Source organism: Sphingomonas sp. GW821-FHT10F11, assembly GCF_058809095.1.
Map to the genome: position 1 here is coordinate 114,300 of NZ_JBXASH010000005.1, position 17,178 is coordinate 131,477.

The 17,178-nt window shown below is 65.6% G+C and carries 20 protein-coding genes; 4 read left to right on the top strand and 16 right to left on the bottom strand.

What is annotated here, in order from left to right; all coding sequences use genetic code 11:
- Nucleotides 1-5 precede the first annotated feature (5 nt).
- From erpA to AC1RT8_RS15880, 5 genes are all read right to left on the bottom strand, one after another.
- A complete protein-coding gene (gene erpA, locus AC1RT8_RS15860) occupies nt 6-347 on the bottom strand; it encodes an iron-sulfur cluster insertion protein ErpA (RefSeq protein ID WP_493076621.1) in 342 nt (113 codons plus the stop codon).
- A gap of 60 nt (nt 348-407) precedes the next feature.
- A complete protein-coding gene (locus AC1RT8_RS15865; RefSeq protein ID WP_493076622.1) occupies nt 408-1,601 on the bottom strand; it encodes a peptidoglycan DD-metalloendopeptidase family protein in 1,194 nt (397 codons plus the stop codon).
- A 110-nt stretch (nt 1,602-1,711) separates the two neighbouring features.
- Nucleotides 1,712-2,503 (bottom strand): ferritin-like domain-containing protein, encoded by a 792-nt coding sequence (locus AC1RT8_RS15870; RefSeq protein ID WP_493076623.1) that lies wholly within the window; start codon nt 2,501-2,503, stop codon nt 1,712-1,714.
- A gap of 8 nt (nt 2,504-2,511) precedes the next feature.
- Complete coding sequence (locus AC1RT8_RS15875) at nt 2,512-2,985, bottom strand: peroxiredoxin (protein ID WP_493076624.1); 474 nt, start codon at nt 2,983-2,985, stop codon at nt 2,512-2,514.
- Nucleotides 2,985-5,681, bottom strand: coding sequence for a bifunctional [glutamine synthetase] adenylyltransferase/[glutamine synthetase]-adenylyl-L-tyrosine phosphorylase (locus tag AC1RT8_RS15880; RefSeq protein WP_493076625.1), 2,697 nt, complete (start codon nt 5,679-5,681; stop codon nt 2,985-2,987). Before AC1RT8_RS15880 ends, AC1RT8_RS15875 begins: the two co-directional genes overlap by 1 nt.
- A 77-nt stretch (nt 5,682-5,758) precedes the next feature.
- Between AC1RT8_RS15880 and AC1RT8_RS15885 the strand changes: the two genes are divergently transcribed.
- The gene (locus tag AC1RT8_RS15885; protein ID WP_493076626.1) at nt 5,759-5,950 is read left to right on the top strand and encodes a hypothetical protein; all 192 of its coding nucleotides are present in this window, start codon (nt 5,759-5,761) and stop codon (nt 5,948-5,950) included.
- A 21-nt stretch (nt 5,951-5,971) separates the two neighbouring features.
- Here AC1RT8_RS15885 and AC1RT8_RS15890 read toward each other — a convergent pair whose 3' ends face one another.
- The 3 genes from AC1RT8_RS15890 to AC1RT8_RS15900 form a co-directional block, all read right to left on the bottom strand.
- Entirely contained in the window at nt 5,972-6,622 is a 651-nt protein-coding gene (locus AC1RT8_RS15890) for a sigma-70 family RNA polymerase sigma factor (RefSeq protein WP_493076627.1), read from the bottom strand.
- An 88-nt stretch (nt 6,623-6,710) separates the two neighbouring features.
- On the bottom strand, nt 6,711-6,848 hold the full coding sequence (locus AC1RT8_RS15895) for a hypothetical protein (protein ID WP_493076628.1): 138 nt from the start codon (nt 6,846-6,848) through the stop codon (nt 6,711-6,713).
- A 78-nt stretch (nt 6,849-6,926) separates the two neighbouring features.
- Nucleotides 6,927-7,733, bottom strand: a complete 807-nt coding sequence (locus tag AC1RT8_RS15900) for a response regulator (protein WP_493076629.1) — start codon at nt 7,731-7,733, stop codon at nt 6,927-6,929.
- A 100-nt stretch (nt 7,734-7,833) separates the two neighbouring features.
- Here AC1RT8_RS15900 and AC1RT8_RS15905 point away from each other — a divergent pair, with 100 nt between their 5' ends.
- The 3 genes from AC1RT8_RS15905 (at nt 7,834) to AC1RT8_RS15915 (ending at nt 10,150) form a co-directional block, all read left to right on the top strand.
- On the top strand, nt 7,834-8,154 hold the full coding sequence (locus AC1RT8_RS15905; protein ID WP_493076630.1) for a NepR family anti-sigma factor: 321 nt from the start codon (nt 7,834-7,836) through the stop codon (nt 8,152-8,154).
- An 8-nt stretch (nt 8,155-8,162) separates the two neighbouring features.
- Nucleotides 8,163-9,746 carry a sensor histidine kinase gene (locus AC1RT8_RS15910; RefSeq protein WP_493076631.1) on the top strand — a complete coding sequence of 528 codons (1,584 nt, stop codon included), beginning with the start codon at nt 8,163-8,165 and terminating at the stop codon, nt 9,744-9,746.
- Nucleotides 9,747-10,015: 269 nt separating this feature from the next.
- On the top strand, nt 10,016-10,150 hold the full coding sequence (locus tag AC1RT8_RS15915; protein ID WP_493076632.1) for an entericidin A/B family lipoprotein: 135 nt from the start codon (nt 10,016-10,018) through the stop codon (nt 10,148-10,150).
- 95 nt (nt 10,151-10,245) lie between these two features.
- Here AC1RT8_RS15915 and tatC read toward each other — a convergent pair whose 3' ends face one another.
- From tatC to argS, 8 genes are all read right to left on the bottom strand, one after another.
- The gene (tatC, locus tag AC1RT8_RS15920; RefSeq protein ID WP_493076633.1) at nt 10,246-11,040 is read right to left on the bottom strand and encodes a twin-arginine translocase subunit TatC; all 795 of its coding nucleotides are present in this window, start codon (nt 11,038-11,040) and stop codon (nt 10,246-10,248) included.
- On the bottom strand, nt 11,037-11,486 hold the full coding sequence (gene tatB, locus AC1RT8_RS15925; RefSeq protein WP_493076634.1) for a Sec-independent protein translocase protein TatB: 450 nt from the start codon (nt 11,484-11,486) through the stop codon (nt 11,037-11,039). The genes tatC and tatB overlap by 4 nt, the downstream gene beginning before the upstream one ends.
- Before the next feature lie 132 nt (nt 11,487-11,618).
- The gene (locus AC1RT8_RS15930; protein WP_493076635.1) at nt 11,619-11,849 is read right to left on the bottom strand and encodes a twin-arginine translocase TatA/TatE family subunit; all 231 of its coding nucleotides are present in this window, start codon (nt 11,847-11,849) and stop codon (nt 11,619-11,621) included.
- Nucleotides 11,850-11,876: 27 nt separating this feature from the next.
- Nucleotides 11,877-12,479 carry an SMC-Scp complex subunit ScpB gene (gene scpB / locus AC1RT8_RS15935; RefSeq protein WP_493076636.1) on the bottom strand — a complete coding sequence of 201 codons (603 nt, stop codon included), beginning with the start codon at nt 12,477-12,479 and terminating at the stop codon, nt 11,877-11,879.
- Nucleotides 12,476-13,207: a segregation and condensation protein A gene (locus tag AC1RT8_RS15940; RefSeq protein ID WP_493076637.1), complete on the bottom strand. Its 732-nt coding sequence runs from the start codon at nt 13,205-13,207 to the stop codon at nt 12,476-12,478. Before AC1RT8_RS15940 ends, scpB begins: the two co-directional genes overlap by 4 nt.
- Before the next feature lie 45 nt (nt 13,208-13,252).
- Complete coding sequence (locus AC1RT8_RS15945; RefSeq protein WP_493076638.1) at nt 13,253-14,260, bottom strand: glycoside hydrolase family 3 N-terminal domain-containing protein; 1,008 nt, start codon at nt 14,258-14,260, stop codon at nt 13,253-13,255.
- A 425-nt stretch (nt 14,261-14,685) separates the two neighbouring features.
- Complete coding sequence (locus AC1RT8_RS15950) at nt 14,686-15,411, bottom strand: SPOR domain-containing protein (protein WP_493076639.1); 726 nt, start codon at nt 15,409-15,411, stop codon at nt 14,686-14,688.
- Nucleotides 15,411-17,138: an arginine--tRNA ligase gene (gene argS, locus AC1RT8_RS15955; protein WP_493076640.1), complete on the bottom strand. Its 1,728-nt coding sequence runs from the start codon at nt 17,136-17,138 to the stop codon at nt 15,411-15,413. The genes AC1RT8_RS15950 and argS overlap by 1 nt, the downstream gene beginning before the upstream one ends.
- Between the last annotated feature and the right edge of the window lie 40 nt (nt 17,139-17,178).

Consider the following 17,178-nt stretch of genomic DNA (forward strand, 5'->3'; position numbering starts at 1 on the left):
AGGGATCAGACCGAAAAGCTTGAGCCGCAGCCGCAGCCGGACGCGGCATTGGGGTTCGTCACCTTGAACGCGGCGCCGCCCAGATCCTCGACATAATCGACCGCTGAACCGCGCACGAGATCGAGGCTGATCGAATCGACCACCAGTTTCACCCCATGATTCTCGGCCACTGCGTCATCCGCGTCGACCGCGTCGGCAAATCCGAACCTGTACTGAAAGCCCGAACAGCCGCCGCCATCGACCGAAAGGCGAAGGATGGCGGGTTTGCCCTGCTTCTCCGCAATCGCCGCGACGCGCGCGGCGGCGGAATCGGTGAGCGCAATCTCTGGAGCTGTCACGGTTGCCATGACTGGCAGATAGGCGTTCCGGGGATCATCGGCAACCGATGCCCGGGGCACCCGAGCAGATCAGTCGGCCGCGGCCGGGCCGCCCACCGACACCTGGGTCGTCTTCAGCGCGCGATCCTGCACCGCGAGCAGATAGTCGGCGGTCTGCAGGAAGGGGACCGGGTTCACGGCATGGCCGTCGATCCGGACCTCGTAATGAAGATGAGGGCCGGTCGAACGGCCGGTCGAGCCCATCAGCGCAATGAGCTGGCCGCGATGCACGCGGGTGAAAGGCGCAACGAGGATCTTGGAGAGATGGCCGTAGCGGGTCTGGATGCCCTTGCCATGGTTGATCTCGACCATATTGCCATATCCGCCCGAGCGCTCGGCTCGATCGATGATGCCGTCGGCGGTCGCATAGATCGGGGTGCCGACCGGGCCGGGGATATCGACACCGGCGTGCATCGCCGCGGTGCCGCGGAACGGATCGGCACGGACGCCGTAATTGCTGGTGAAGGCAAGGCGCTCGACCGGCTGGGCCGAGGGGATGGCGATCACACCCTGCTCGAGCGAATCGAGCTTCTTCCAGGTCATGAACAGCGAACGGAACTGCATGTCGGCGCGCAGGTCGGCCTCGGCCTCAACGCTGTCGGCGGCTTCGAACGGCCCGCCCATCGCCGCCATGCGCGGCGCGAAACGTTCCGGCGCGATGCCGAGCTTGCGGACGTGCGCCACGGTCATGGCGTAACGCTGCTCGGCGGCCTGGCGTACCTTGACCGCCATCGCGACCTGACGCTGCTCGACCTGCTTGAGCGGCGCAAGCACGTCGGCGGCAAGCTGGTCGGCATGGCTGTCGATCGTCGGCGCGGCCAGTGCCAGCGCGCGGGGATCGCCCTTGCCGGTGACGACGGCGGAGATCAGTGCCTGGCGCTGCTCGACGCGGGTGGCATGAGCCTTGGCGGCCTGCTTGATGGTTTCGACATCGGCCTGCATCGCTGCGACCTTCGCCTGCATCTGCGCGACCTTGGCTTCGGGCGACAGCGGGGCATCGACGATGCCGCTCATCGCGACGGCGCCAACGGCTGCCTGGGCGACGCCATAAGCGGAAAAGCACAGAGTGATCCCGGCAACGCCGGCCATCAGCGCTTGGGTGCGCCCGCCGACGCTGAAGCGCCGCAGGTCACGACCGTCGTGAAAAATGAAGTCCCGGGTGGTGAAATGCGTCTTTAGTCGCGACACGAATTGCGCGCTCGACGCGATGGAAATTTTGCTCATCTATCCCCGGCGACCATTTGAATGCGATTGCCGGAAATCCAGCGCCCGCCCCTAATCGTCCTGGTCGCAGCCCCTCCGCGTCCTGAACGTGTCGCAATTGACCTAGTTTTTCACAGAGGGGCAAGCGCGCCGTAATATTCTAGCGTCAGACCGGCTGAGTTGCGCGCCGAGTCGTTGAACGGCGGCTTAATCATCCCCCGAAAATATCGCGCGACCAGAGAGCGCCAGTGTGATTCGGGTGCGAATCCCTTGGCGGAACAGCCGAATTCGAACCAGATCGTGCCCGCGCGAACATGCCGGATTTCATCGGTCAGGATACGCTGCAGGATGCGCGCGCTCGGCTCGTCGCGCGCCGATCGGAAGCGAAGGATCGTCTCCGGCGTCACGTCCAGTCCGCGCGCCTCGAGCACCATCGGCACGACCGCGAGACGGGCAAGCGAGTCCTCCGCGGTCGCCGTCGCCGATTCCCACAAGCCGTCATGCGCCGGCATCGCGCCATAGTGGCTGCCGAGCGCGCGCAGGCGCCGGTCGAGCAGGGCGAAGTGCATTGCCTCGTCTGCGCCGACCGACATCCAGTCGTCCGCGAAGCCCCGCGGGAATTCGGCACCGAACCGCCCGACCATATCGAACGCGAGGTCGATCGCGACGAATTCGATATGCGCCAGCGCGTGGAGCAGCGCGATCCGCCCTCGCTCCGACCCACCCTTGCCGCGCCTCGGCATCTCGCTCGGCGCCAGCAATTCGGGGTGAGCCGGCCGCGCCGGGCGATCGGGCATGGCGACGTCGAACGCATGCTCGAGGCGCCCCCGACGCCACGCCCGCGCCGCTGCCCGGGCGGCACGAACCTTCGCTGCGGGATCAGCCGTCTCCAGCACCTCCCGCACCGCTTGCGCGATGCTCATCGTGACGATCAGTGCAGCTCCTTCAGCGCCTCGAGCACGTCGATCACATGCCCGGGCACCCGCACCCGCCGCCAGACGCGCACCAGCACCCCCTTCGCGTCGAACAGGAAGGTGGAGCGGTCAATGCCCATATAGGTCTTGCCGTAGAGCTTCTTCTCCACCCAGATGCCGAACGCCTCGAGCGCCTGGTTCTGGTCGTCGGTCGCAAGCGGCACGGTCAGGTCATATTTGTCGATGAATTTCTGGTGCTTGATCGGCGTGTCGCGCGACACGCCGAGCACTTCGACACCCAGCGCCTGGAATTCGGGATAATGCCCGCTGAAATCCTGCGCCTCACGGGTGCAGCCCGACGTGTCGTCCTTGGGGTAGAAATACAGGACCAACGGCTTGCCGAGATAATCGCGCAGGTTGATCTTGCCGCCGCTGGGCGTCGTCAGGTCCACATTGGGAAGCTTGCCGCCTTCCTCGATCGCCGCCGCCATCATCCGTCTCCAGTCGTTCTTCCGGCCCTGGCCACCGCGGCCCAGAAATCGGAAACCTCCTGCCGCGTCCTCGCGAAGCACGCAACCACCGCTTCCCAATCCGCAACGTCGAGCGCGCGGGCGATCAGGTTGCGCGTTGCCTGGGCCGGCGGCTGAGCGTCGGGCGCGACCAGGCGCAGCGTGACCAGCAGGCGGGTCAGGAAGTCGTGCGCGGCGGCGATCGGCGGCGGCGCCAGCCCCGCCTCGACCAGCTCGCGGATTGCCACCGCAAGATGCGGGTCGAGGCCGGCATGTCTGGTGAGCTGCACCACATGCACCGCGAACTCCAGGTCGACCAGGCCGCCCGGCGACAGCTTGGCATCGAGCGGCCCGGCCGGTGGTTTGTGCGCGGCCATTTCGGCGCGCATCCCGATCGCATCGGCGACCACGTCGCGATCGGGGCGATCACCGCGCAGCACCGCGTCGATCACCGCCTGGGTCGCCGCCCGTGCGTCGTCGGAACCGAACACCGGCCGGGCCCGGGTCAGCGCCATATGCTCCCAGGTCCAGGCGTCCTCGCGCTGGTAGCGGGCAAACCCGTCAAGCGAGACGACCAGCGGCCCCTGCGTGCCCGAGGGGCGAAGCCGCGTGTCGATGTCGTAAAGCGGCCCCGACGCTGTCGGCGCCGACAGCGCACCGCTCACACGTTGTGCCAGGCGATTGTAATAAAGAACTGCACCCAAAGGCTTTTCACCATCGGACTCCGCCATGTAATCGCCGGTGAAGAGATAGATCAGGTCGAGGTCGGAGGCATGGGTCAGCGCTCCGCCGCCCATTCGGCCAAGCGCCAGGATGACCAGCTCGCTGCCGGGTACGATCCCGTGCTTCAGGGTGAATTCGGCCACGGTCGCTTCGGCCAGCGTGACGATCGCCGCCTCCGCCACCCGCGCATAACCGGCCGACACTTCGAGCGGATCGCCGACCCCGGCGACGATCTGCGTGCCGAGCGCAAATCTCTTCTCGCCGACGACGCGACGGACATGATCAAGCTGTGCCTGATAGTCTGCGGTCTCCTCGCGCATCTCCTCCGCCACCGCGTCCACTGAGCCCACAGGGTCAAGCGCGCTTGCATCGATCAACCCGTCGAACAATTCCGGCCGCCTGCCCAGCGCCTCCGCCAAGGTCGGCGTATGGCTCAGGATCGCGCCGAGCAGCCGCGCCAGCGCCGGCCGTGCCTCGAGGAGGCGGAAGAAATTGATCGCACTCGACAGCTTCGCCAGCATGACGTCGAGCCGCACGATCGCGCCCTGCGGGTCCGGCGCCCTGGCCAGCGCCTCGATCAGTCCCGGCAGCACCGCTTCCAACGCCGCGCGCGCGGCGGGGCTGCGTAGCGCCGGATAGGTGCCCGCACGCCATTGCTCGATCCGCCGCGCCGCTGCCGGCGCATCGGCGAACCCGGCCCCGGCAAGTTGCGCCTCCAGATGCTCGCCATCCTGTGACAGCGCGCCCTCGTCGTCGGGATCGAGCGCGTCATAGGTCCGCGCGGTCGTCTCGACATGCGGCCGGAGCAGATCGAGCAGCGCCTCACCGTCCGTGACGCCGTGAAGCCGCGCCAGCCCGTCGAGCGCCGGCCCGGTCGGCAGGTGATGCGTCTGCCGGTCGTCGACCATCTGTACCCGGTGCTCGATCGTGCGGAACAGCGTATAGGCCGCGATCATCGCCTCCGCCTCCCCTGCGGCGATCCAGCCCGCGTCCGCGAGCCGCGCGAGCGCATCGCGCGTCGCCGGCGCCCGCACCGACGCATCGCGCCCGCCATGGATAAGCTGATGAATCTGCGCGAAGAATTCGATTTCGCGGATGCCACCCCGCCCCCGCTTCAGGTCGAATCCCGGCCCGAACACCTGCCCCTGCGCATGATGGTCCCGTATCCGACGCGAAATGCCCCGAATCTCCCCGATCGCGCCGAAATCGAGCGCGCGCCGCCAGATGAAAGGCCGGATCGTCTCGAGGAAGCGCGCGCCGAGCGTCAGGTCCCCGGCGGCCGCCCTGCCCCGGATGAACGCGGCGCGCTCCCACGGCAGCGCCAAGGATTCATAATAGGAGATCGCGGCATCCACCGGCAGCACGATCGGGGTCACCTCAGGCGAGGGGCGCAGCCTCAGGTCGACACGCAATACATAGCCGTCGCCATCGCGAGCCTGAAGGATCTCCACCACCCGCCGGCCGATCCGCACCGCCGCCTCGTCCGGCTCCTCGCGCGGCCGGCACGGCAGGGTCTGGGGATCGAAGATCAGGATCGGGTCGATATCCGACGAATAGTTGAGCTCATGGCTACCCTGCTTGCCTAGCGCGATGGCCGCGAATCCGGCGGGCGCGGTCCCCGGCGTCCGTTCGGCGATCGCGGCGGCAATCGCGGCATCGAGTGCCCGGTCAGCGAAGTCGGAGAGAGCACTCGTTACGACGGTGAGGTCATAAGCGCCCGCAAGGTCTCCGGCCGCGACGAGCAGTGCCAACCTGCGGCGCTCCAGCCGCAAACGACGCATCACCGGCATTGCGGGATCGTCGATCGGCACTGCTGCAAGTGACGGCAAAATTCCCTGCTCGAGATCGCTGGAAAGTGCCGGTTCGCGATCGAGCAACAGGGTCAAAAAGGGCGATTCTGCCCGTGCACGGCGAACCGCGTCTTTAACCAATTCTTCCGGATGCGTGTCAGTCATGCAACAACTAGGTATAATCCCGTTAATTAGCTTGGATTTGCAAGCAACGAATTCACTTGCTCGTTCGTTCTAGGTTCATGTCCATCAAGTTCACACCTTCCGCGAAAGACGCTGTATCCGAAGGGTATATCGTGGCCGCGCCGAAGACGAGCGACATGATCAGTGGGGCCTTGCGTGCCGCCTTCGGCCGTCAGGACCCGCAGGCGGACGATTTCTCCGCGCTGCTCCGCCAGATCGACGTCGCCGACCGCAATTCGCAGCGTTGCTAGAATCGGAACGAACCTGCGGCGTCAGTCGCCGCGGTCCCGGCTCAGATCCTCGACCTCGCCCATGATCGTATCGAGCGCCGTCATGCCCGGCTCGTTGCTGTGGCTGCGGCGCGACGGAAGCGAATTGTCGTTCATGATCGTCTCGAGCGCGACGCGACCGCGCGCGACACGGCTCTTGATAGTGCCGACGGCGACGCCGCAGATCTCCGCCGCTTCCTCATAGGCGAAGCCGCCCGCGCCGACGAGGATCAGTGCCTCGCGCTGCGGCTGGGGCAGATGAAGCAAGGCGCGCTGCATATCGCCCAGTTCGACATGCCGGTCCTGGTTAGCGGGTGCCGCCAGGATGCGATCGGCGACCAGATCGTCCCATTCCCCCTTGAAGCGCGCGCGGCGCATCTGGGAGAGATACAGGTTACGCAGGATGATGAAGGTCCAGGCACGCATGTTCGTGCCCGCCTGAAAACGCAGCCGCGCCGCCCAGGCTTTCATCAGCGTTTCCTGCACCAGATCGTCGGCGAGATCGCGGTTGCCCGACAGCGAACGTCCGAAGGCGCGCAGATGCGGGATTACCTGGGCAAGCTGCGCCTTGAATTCGGAATCGGACAGAGCAACGTGCTCGACCGGCTCGGGCGCCATATCGTCATCGTCGTCGGTCTCGAAAGCGTCGGTCATGAACATCCGTTTCGTGGTCCGGAAAGCGAACATGGGGGCGGACCTGGGTCAAGTCCACCACGCCACGCGGTTTCGGTCATTTGAATGATTAGCGGAGCAGCAGGAACGCGAAGATCACGATCACAAGCACCAGGGACATGCCCAGTATGTATCTGGTCATATGCGGCGTTGCGCCTGCCCGGGCTTCTTCACCGCTGAGGTGAGTCTGTTCGTCTGGATTTGCCATTTGCCTATAACCCCCGAGCATTGTTTTGGGTCCGTACCAGATGGAACTTCCAATGCCGGGGGTCAGGTAAAGTTCCCGTCAGAGGGCGGGAACCGTCGCCGAATCGAAGAACAAGGCCTGGCTGATCGCCGCCTTCACAGTAGAGCGCTGGAACGGCTTCGTGATCAGGAAGGTTGGCTCGGGCCGCTCGCCGGTAAGCAGGCGCTCCGGGAAGGCGGTGATGAAGATCACCGGCACATTGAACTCGGCCAGGATGTCCTTGACCGCGTCGATGCCCGAGCTGTCGTCGGCCAGCTGGATGTCAGCCAACACCAGGCCGGGGCGATCCTCCATCGCCAGCGCGACGGCCTCGTCGCGCGTCACGGCCACGCCGGTGACGTCATGGCCGAGGTCGCGCACGATCGTCTCGATATCCATCGCGATGATCGGTTCGTCTTCGATGATCAGCACGCGCGCGCGCGTCTGCTTCTCGATCTCGGCCAGCGCCTCGCTGACCAGCGCGTCGACCTCGCTGGTCTCGACCTCGATCAGATAGGCGGCATCTTCGGGCGTGAAGCCCTCCATCGCAGTGAGAAGCAGCGCCTGGCGCGACAGCGGCGTCATCTTGGCGAGGCGTGCCCGCGCGATCGCTTCCTGGGTGCTGCCGGCATCGGCGCCCGCATTCTCGGGCGTCTCGTCATAGTTGGTCGAGCCCCAGATCGCCTGGAACGTCCGATAGAGGCCGAGCCGCGGATCGACGTCGCGCGGGAATTCCCCGGGGGCCGCCACGATCGCTTCCAGCGTCGCGCGTACGTAGCGGTCGCCATGCTGCTGGCTGCCGGTCAGCGCCCGGCCATAGCGGCGAAGGAAAGGAAGGTGGGGGGCAAGCTGCTGTCCAAGCGACATGGCTGTCGGGGTCTCCTCCAAGAAAAACGCCAAGATCTGACAGGGGTCCTTGTGGAAGCGGCCCCCCGCCATTGCAACGCGTTTCGCGGCCCGAGCGTGAGTGCCGGGCTTTTTCGCATCAGACATGGAACAATCGAGGCGATCTTTGGTTTCATGCTTTCGTCGTGGATTGTATGCGCGATGCACCTTGCCGTTTTCCTCGGCCGGGTTTCTCGATATGCCCGGCTTGCACACCGGATGCTCAAGGGGGACGATTTTGCGTTCGGGCGACGAGTCTTCGAAAAAACCGCGGGCCGCAAAACCGGCCAGGGTCCAAAGCAAGGACCGTGATATGGGGGCCGCGCTGCGCACCGTATATCAGAAGACGGTGGACGAAACGGTTCCGCCCGAGATGCTCGACCTCCTGAGCAAGCTCGACTGAGCGAGCCCATGGCGGATTCCGCCGTCGAGCCTCAGGCTCCGGCCCAACGCAAGAAGCTCGTTGCCCAGATTCCGACCGGCGCCAAGATCTTCCTGATCCTGAGCGCGGCATTGCTGCCGCTTGCGATCATCGCTTTCTTCGCCTCGCTGAAGACCACGCAGACCGCTGACGAAACCGCCCGCGCCCAGCTCCGCCTCGCTTCGGCCGAGAGCGCACGCAAGCTGGCGATCGAGCTGGTCGGCGACATGACCGCCCTGCGGGTCGCCCTCAACGCGCTCGATGCCGATCAGGGCGACGCACCGAGCTGCGCTCGTGCGCAAGGCGTGTTCGCCCAACAGGCAGTCAGCGGCACGCGCTTCGTCATCCGCGACCGGCGCGCGCGGACCCTGTGCGGTGCGGATTTCCCGGCCGACCTGGCGCCCGTAGCCGCCGGCACCGATCCGATCACCGCGCGCATCGTCCCCGGGCGCGGCCTGGTGCTCGCGACCGCCGGCGCCACCGGTGCGACCGGGACCGCCTTCTTCCCGACGCGCTTCCTCGCCGAGACCGGTCGGCCCAGCGATTTCGCGCCTCCCTATGAGGCAGTGCTCATGCACGGCGGTGAATCGCTGCCGGTGACCCAGCTCCCGCCGCGCGGCGCGCTGGAACGGCGCGAAACGATGCGGACCGCGCTCGGCATCGGCGGCCTGTCGCTCGAAACCAGCGTACGCAGCGCGCCGATCACCTCGCCACTGATGATCGCCATGCTGTTGCCGATCCTGATGTGGGCCGCAGCGGCCGGTATCGGCTGGTTCGTGGTCGACCGGCTGTTGATCCGCCCGTTGCGCCGCCTGCGTACCGCCGTCGCCGCCTATGTCCCCGGCGAGGAGATCGACCCGGCCGAGGTCCGCGCCCTCCCCGCGCAGGAGATCCGCGAGCTGGGCGACACCTTCCGCATGATCAGTCGCACCGTCGCGGCGCACGAGGCCGGTCTCGCCGAAGGGCTGGTACGCCAGACCAGGCTGACGCGCGAAGTGCATCACCGCGTGAAGAACAACCTCCAGGTCATCTCGAGCCTGATCAACTTCCACGCCCGCGGAGCGCGCAGCAAGGAAGCGACGGCTGCCTATGCCTCGATCCAGCGCCGCGTCGACGCGCTCGCGGTCGTCCACCGCCACCATTTCGCGGAACTGGAAGAGAATCGCGGGCTCTCGCTACGCTCGGTGATCGGCGAACTCGCCTCGAACATCCGGGCGACCGCGCCCGAAGGGTCGTCGCAGCTGGGCATCGCGATCGATATCGATCCGTTCCTGGTCAGCCAGGACGTGGCGATCGCAGTCGCCTTCCTGATCACCGAGATCGTCGAACTGGCGATGACCTTCAATCCCACCGCGCAGATCCGCATCTCGGTGAAGCCGGACGAGAGTGAGACCCGGGCGCTGCTGCGCGTCAATTCGCCCGCGCTGGTCGACGGCGACGAGCTGCGCCGGGTGGTCGAGGAACGCTATGGCCGCGTGATGGAAGGCCTGTCCCGCCAGTTGCGCTCGCGGCTCCACCATGATCCGCTGGTCGGCGCCTATGAGATCGCCATCGCAATCACCGGGCGGGACTGATTCAAGCGATTCAAAAGAATCGAAAAAATTTTTCGAATCCCTGGAACCGCTTCGCAAGAGCTACGTTCTTAGCCCCGGATAGTGAATTTATGCCCCCCCGCTCTCGCTATCCAAGACATGGGCCCGAAAGCGTCAACCCTCCCCCCCGGTGGCGCTTTCGGGCCCAAAATCTTTTCCAGCTCAATCATATTGGGCCGTTGCTTCCACGGAACGAACGCCCCCGCCGATCATTGATCGTTCGGCAGAACGCCAATCTCAGGAGATATTCGATGCGCAAGCTTGTTGGACTGGCCCTCGTCGCCGGAGCGCTGATGGTCAGCGCATGCAACACCATCGAAGGCGTCGGCAAGGACGTGTCCTCGGCCGGCAGCACCGTCGCCAAGACGGCCGACGACGCCAAATAATCTGCCACATCCAGGCAGACTGAGGCCCTCTCCCGACCGGGAGGGGGCCTTTTCCTATGTGCGCCCGGTCCGCTGTCGGGAGACGGCGTTGCCCTTCACACCTTCTCGATTTCCGTGGTCTCGGTCTCGGCTGCGACCTTCGAGCGCTTCCGCTCGGTGAACCAGATGCCGATCAGCGCCAGCTCGTAGAGCAGGCAGAGCGGGATCGCGAGCAACAGCTGCGACCCGATATCGGGCGGGGTCAACACCGCCGCTATCGCGAAGGCGCCGACGATCGCATAGCGCCGCGCGCTGACCAACTGCTTGCGCGTCACGATCCCGGCGCGCTCGAGCAGCATCAGCACCACCGGCAGCAGGAAGGAGACGCCGAACGCGAACAGGAACTGCATCACGAACGACAGGTAATTGGCGACCGAGGGCAGCGCCTCCTGCTTGATGCCGCCGCCGAGATCGCCCTGGTAGGATAGCAGGAAATGCAGCGCCATCGGCACCGCGACATAATAGGCCATCGCCGCGCCGCCGATGAACAACACCGGTGTCGCCAGCAGGAACGGCAGCAACGCCTTCTTCTCCTGGCGGTACAGACCTGGCGCCACGAACTGCCAGAGCTGGTTGGCGATCACCGGGAAGGACAGCATCATCGCTGCGAAAAAGGCGACCTTCACCTGGACGAAGAACGCCTCGAATATCTGGGTGTAGATGACCTTGTTCTGCCCCGCCGCGGCCAGCGGATGGACGAGGAAGCCGAAGATCTGCTCGGCGAAATAGAAAGCGACGAAGAAGCTCACCACGAGGGCGGCGACACAATAGAGCAGCCGCCGCCTGAGTTCGATCAGATGATCGAGCAACGGAGCACGGCTGGCGTCGAGATCGTCCACCGGGGCGTTCACGAATCGGCCTTCGCGGCGGGCTTGCGCACGCGCTTGACCGGGGGTTTCGATTCTCCGTCGGCAGCCTTCGCGCTCTTGCGCGCGCGCTTCGCTTCGGGCGCGGGCAGCGCCTCCGGTTCCGGCGCGGCGGCGATCAGCGGCGGCTCGACCAGCGCCGGCCCGGCATCCTCATGATCCACCACCGCCATGGGCAGCATCTGCTGCGGCGTGGGCGGGTGCTCGCGCATGATCCGCGCATTCTCCTCCGCCCATTTCTTTTCCATTTCCTGCAGTTCGGCCTCGCGCATCATCGAATCGAAGCCCGATCGGAACTGCCGCGCGACACCGCGCGCGCGCGATACCCAATAGCCGACGAAGCGCATCGCCTTGGGCAAGTCCTTGGGGCCGATGACGAGCAGCGCCACGATCCCGACGAGCATCAATTCGGTGGGCGCGATATCGAACATTCGGAAACTCTATAAAATGCCGTGGACCCGATGGCGCGCCAAGGCCATTTTCGGTGCGATGATAATGGTCATGCAACGGCGCGCGCGCCGGGATGCCGCAATCGGCTCCGGCGCGACGCCAGCCCGCAACGCTCAGCGCTCCTCGCGCAGCTTCTCACCCTCGACCTCGATCACGGGCTCGCCGGCCTTGCGATCGATCCGGCTCGCCTCGCGAGGCGTCTCTTCCTCTTCGGCCATGCCCTTCTTGAACTGCTTGATGCCCTTGGCGACGTCACCCATCATGTTCGAGAAACGTCCGCCCCCGAGCACGAGGATCGCGATTACACCGAACACCAGCCAGTGCATCAGGCTGAAACTACCCATCACAAATCTCCTAGGACGCAGACCTATCTAGGCCTCTTCGTCCGCATTTTCTACCTCGGTGTTCTCATCATCATGCTCGCCGGCATGTTCCAGCGCGAGATCGACCGGATCGAGCAGCCCGGCCGCCTTGAGATCGTCGATTCCCGGCAGATCCCGTCTGCTGGCGAGGCCGAAATGGGCCAGGAACTCGGGCGTCGTCGCGTAGAGCAAGGGTCGCCCCGGCACCTCGCGTCTTCCTGCGGGACGGATCCAGCCCGCCTCCATCAGCACGTCGAGCGTACCCTTGGAGATCTGCACGCCGCGAATCGCCTCGATCTCGGCGCGAGTCGCCGGCTCGTGATAGGCGATGATCGCCAAGGTCTCGATGCCGGCCCGGCTCAGCTTGCGTGGCTCCTCGCGGTCACGGCGGAGCAGATGCGCCATGTCGCCGGCAGTCTGGAAGTGCCAGCGGTCGCCGCGCCTGACCAGTTCGATGCCGCGCCCGGCGAAATCGGCCTGGATCTCCTCCAGCACGCCGCGGACATTGTCGGCATTGCCCAGATGCGCGCGGATCGCGTCCACCGTCATCGGCTCGGTCGCCGCGAACAGCACCGCCTCCACCGCGCGCGTCAAATCGTCGGCGCGCTTCATGCGGAACCCTTCAAATAGAGCGGCGCAAAGGGCGATTTCTGGCGAAGTTCGACCTTGCCCTGCCGTGCCAACTCCAGTGCCGCGACGAAGCTGGAAGCGAGCGCCGACTTGCGGAAGATGCCGGAGGCGGATTCGGGCAGGAAGGTCTCGATCATGGCCCAGTCTATCCGTTCGCCGACAAGACGCGATACCCGCTCAAGCGCCGCTTCGAGTGTCATCACCGGCCGGTTGGCGACGATATGCATCACCGGGCGGGTGCGTGCGCTGATCCGGCCATAGGCGGAGATCAGGTCGTAGATCTCGGCCTGCCACAATGCCTTGCGTACCGTGCGCAACCCTTCCGGCGCGCCGCGCAGGAAGACGTCGCGCTCCAGCCGGTCGCGCGCCATCAGCCGGGCGCCTGCCTCGCGCATCGCGTTGAGCCGTTCGAGCCGCAACTGGAGGCGTAGCGCCAGCTCCTCGGGGCTCGGCTGCTCCTCGGGGTCGCGCGGCAGCAACAGCGCCGATTTGAGATAGGCGAGCCACGCCGCCATCACGAGATAATCGGCCGCGACCTCCAGCTTGATCGCCTTGGCCTGCTCGATGAAGCGCAGATACTGATCGACCAGCGCCAGGATCGATATCTCGCGCAGGTCCACCTTCTGGTTGCGCGCAAGCGCCAGCAACAGGTCGAGCGGACCTTCCCAGCCATCGATATCAAGGGTCAGCGTCTCGGCGTCGGCGTCCATCGGACCACGCTAACAGTTCCTCCCCCGAAGGGGGAAGAGGAGGAATTAGACCAGCGCCAGCAATGCATCCCGCTTCGCGATGAGGTCCGCCATCTCACCCCGGGGCTGCGTGCCCATGATGGTCGCCATCGCCCGCTCCAGTCGTCCCAACGACGTCGCCGATATTTCGCCCAACCGCCTGGCGATATCCTCCATCTCGTCCATCCGGCCCCAGCAATCGAGCACCAGGTCGCAGCCGGCCGCGATCGCGCCCGCCGCCTTGTCGCCGGCGCTGCCGGTCAGCGCTTTCATGTCGATATCGTCGGTCATCAGCAGCCCATCAAAGCCGATCCGCCGACGGATCACGTCCTCGATCACGACCGGCGACAGAGTCGCGGGCCGATCCGGGTCCCACGCCTCGAAGATGATATGCGAGGTCATCCCCATCGGCGCACCAGCCAGTGCCCTGAACGGCGCGAGGTCGATCTCGAGTTCCGCGTCCGACGCGGTCACGGTCGGCAGATGATAATGGGTGTCGACCTTCGCCCGGCCATGCCCCGGCATATGCTTGACCACGCCGACCACGCCGCCATCGCGCAACCCCTCGACGATCGCCCGGCCCATCGCCGCGACGCGCATCGGCTCGGACCCCAGCGCGCGAGTGGAGATCGCCTCGGTCGTGTCAGGCTGCGATACGTCGAGCAGCGGCAGGCAATCGACCGTGACCCCGACCTCGGCCAGCATCAGCGCGATCGCCTGGGCATTGGCGCGCGCCGCCTCGATCGCCGAGATCGGTGCCGTCTCGTACAGCGCGTCGAACGCCGGGCCGGCTGGGAAAGCCGGCCATTCCGGCGGCCCCATCCGCGCGACGCGCCCGCCCTCCTGGTCGATCAGGATCGGCAGGTCGTCCCGCCCCGACAGCGCGCGCAGATCGTCTGTAAGCGCGCGGACCTGCGCCCGGTCAGCGATATTCCGCTTGAACAGGATATAGCCGGCCGGATCGGCCTGGCAGAAAAAGGAGCGTTCCTCGGGCATAAGGGTCAGGCCGGACAGGCCGTAGATGACGGGCTTCATAGGGGAGGACTAACAGGAAGGCAGGCGGTCAAAAAGCCCCTCGAAGGAGAGGAACAGGGCGCATCGCCACTCAGCGGCGGTCTGCCTTGATTCAACATCACGGCAGATGGTGGCAGCAAGGGATCGGACGGCACCCTTCCGGGTATCGACCCCGGCTCTTTCTAAGCGTTGAACAAAGGAGAATTCGGACTGCCGGATCCTGGCTGATTGCTGGCTGTTCCGTGGCTGTTCGCTGGCTGTTATTCGAGAACAGCCAGCATGGTCTCAAGTGACTGAAAACGCGTCGTAGATCCGGGCAGAAAATCCAACATAACAGCCAGCAAAAAAATCATGGGTCAGGAACAGCCAGAAACCCGGCCCCTTTGTTGGATCCGCCTACATGCCAAGGGAGCGTCCCGGCTGAATGCCGATCCTCCTTGGATAGCTTAGTCGTTCGCCACGAAACAGGCCTCGCCCGCGACCTTCAGCCTGCCACACAGCTCGGACGCCGCGCCGGCGCTGCCCGCATTCACGCGCAGGCGGAATACCGTGCGACCGTTCACATCCGCCTTCTGCACCGATTTGCCGAGCGGGGCGAGATAGGTGAAGCGCTTCGCCGCGCTCGCCCAGGCGGCATTGGCCGAGCCTTCGTCGGGGAAGGAGCCGAGTTGCACCAGCGAGCCGCGCGATGCCGGACCTGCCGCGGGCGCGGCGGAGGGCGTGGTCGCCGTCAGCTTGCCGCCCGAGGCCGGGATCGCCACAACCGCCTTGCTCGATCCGCCGGTGACGGGCGCGGCGGGCGCTGCCCTGGTGCCCGCGACCGGCGTTTCCGGCGTCGCGTTGAGATCGATCGAGGCATTGCCGCCGCCCGCGCCGTCACTGGTCGCGACGGCGACTTCCCCTTCGCCCTCGACCTTCAGGCCGCCGGGGTCGTCGGGCTTGACCTTGTAGTCGCCTTCCTGTGCGACGATCAGCGCGCCATTTCCGTCCGCACCTTGACGCTGCTTGTACCAATAATAGCCGAAGATCGCCGCCGCGATGATCGCGAGGCCAAGGACGACCATGAGGACCACGCGCAGGACTGACGGCCCCTGGTCGTAATCCTCATCGACGGTTTCGAGCCAGGGCAGCCGATCTTCGTCGCGGACCTCATAGTCGCTCGACGTCGTCATCAGTTCATCTCCTGGACCGCCTGCACCCCCATGATGCCGAGTCCGTTGCGGATGATTTGCCCGATAGCGTCGGCCAAGAAAAGGCGTGCGCACGTGACGGCGGGATTGTCCACGATCAGGAAACGGCGGTCAGGCCGGTCGTTTCCGACATTCCAGAGTGCGTGAAACTCTGCCGCCAAGTCATAGAGATAAAAAGCAATTCTATGCGGCTCACGCGCCGTTGCCGCCGTTTCCACGACCCGCGGGAACTGCGCGGCACGCTTCACCAGCGCCAAGTCTTCCGTTTCAAGTTGGGACAGGTCGACCGAGTCGCAGGCAATACCCACCTCGGCCGCGCGCCGATGAAGCGAAGCAACGCGGGCATGGGCATATTGAACGTAAAAGACCGGATTGTCCTTCGACGCCTCGACAACCTTGGCGAAATCGAAGTCCATTTGCGTATCGGCCTTACGCGTCAGCATGGTGAAACGGACGACATCCTTGCCAACTTCTTCGACCACTTCGGCGAGCGTGACGAAATTGCCGAGACGCTTGCCCATCTTCACGAGCTCGCCGTTTCGCATCAGCCGCACCATCTGGACGAGCTTCACGTCGAACCGCGTCTTGCCGCCGGTCAGTGCCTGCACCGCCGCGACGATCCGCTTGACCGTGCCGGCATGATCGGCGCCCCAGATATCGATCAGCGCATCTGCCGTCTGCGCCTTCTGGTAATGATAGGCGAGATCGGCGCCGAAATAGGTCCATTGCCCGTTCGACTTCTTGATCGGCCGGTCCTGATCGTCGCCGAACTGGGTCGAGCGGAATAGCGGCAGCACCACTGGCTCCCAATCCTCGGGCGTTTCGCCCTTGGGCGCTTCGAGCATGCCGTCATAGACCAGGCCGCGTGCGCGCAGATCCGCCTCGGCCGCCTCAGGCTTACCCGCGGCCTGCAATTCCGCCTCGGACGAGAAGAGGTTGTGGTGAATGCCGAGTAAGGCGAGATCGGCCTTGATCAACTCCATCATCGCCACGACTGCACGCTGGCGAAACAGAACCAGCCACTCGCTCTCGGGCGCGACCGCATATTTGTCGCCGAACTCCGCCGCCAGCGCCTGGCCTACCGGTACGAGATAGTCGCCGGGATAGAGCCCCGTCGGGATCTCGCCGATATCGGCGCCCAGCGCCTCACGGTAGCGCAGGTGCACCGAGCGGGAGAGCGTATCGACCTGGCCGCCGGCATCGTTGACATAATATTCGCGGATCACCTTCGCGCCGGCGAATTCGAGCAGGCTGGCAAGTGCGTCACCCACCACCGCGCCGCGGCAATGGCCCATATGCATCGGCCCCGTGGGGTTGGCCGAGACATATTCGATATTCACCGTCGTGCCCGCGCCTTTCGTCGAGCGGCCATAGTCGGCGCCCTCGTCACGGATCGCCGACAGCTCCGACCGCCAGGTATCGTCGGTCAGCGCGAGGTTGATGAAGCCCGGTCCGGCCACCGAGACAGCCTGGACCTCGTCGAGCGTGCCCAGCTCACCCGCGATCTTCTCCGCCAGCACGCGCGGATTGGTGCCAGCGGGCTTGGCCAGCACCATCGCTGCGTTCGTCGCCAGGTCGCCATGGCTCGGGTCGCGCGGCGGCTCGACGGTAACATTGGCGCGATCCAGCCCGGCGGGCAGATCGCCCGCCGCGACAAGGGCATCAAGCGCCGCATCGAGATGCGCGGCGAAACGGGTGTAAAGGGTCATTGCTGGTCCGGTCTAAAGAGCGAGCGCGGCCCTTAGCGGA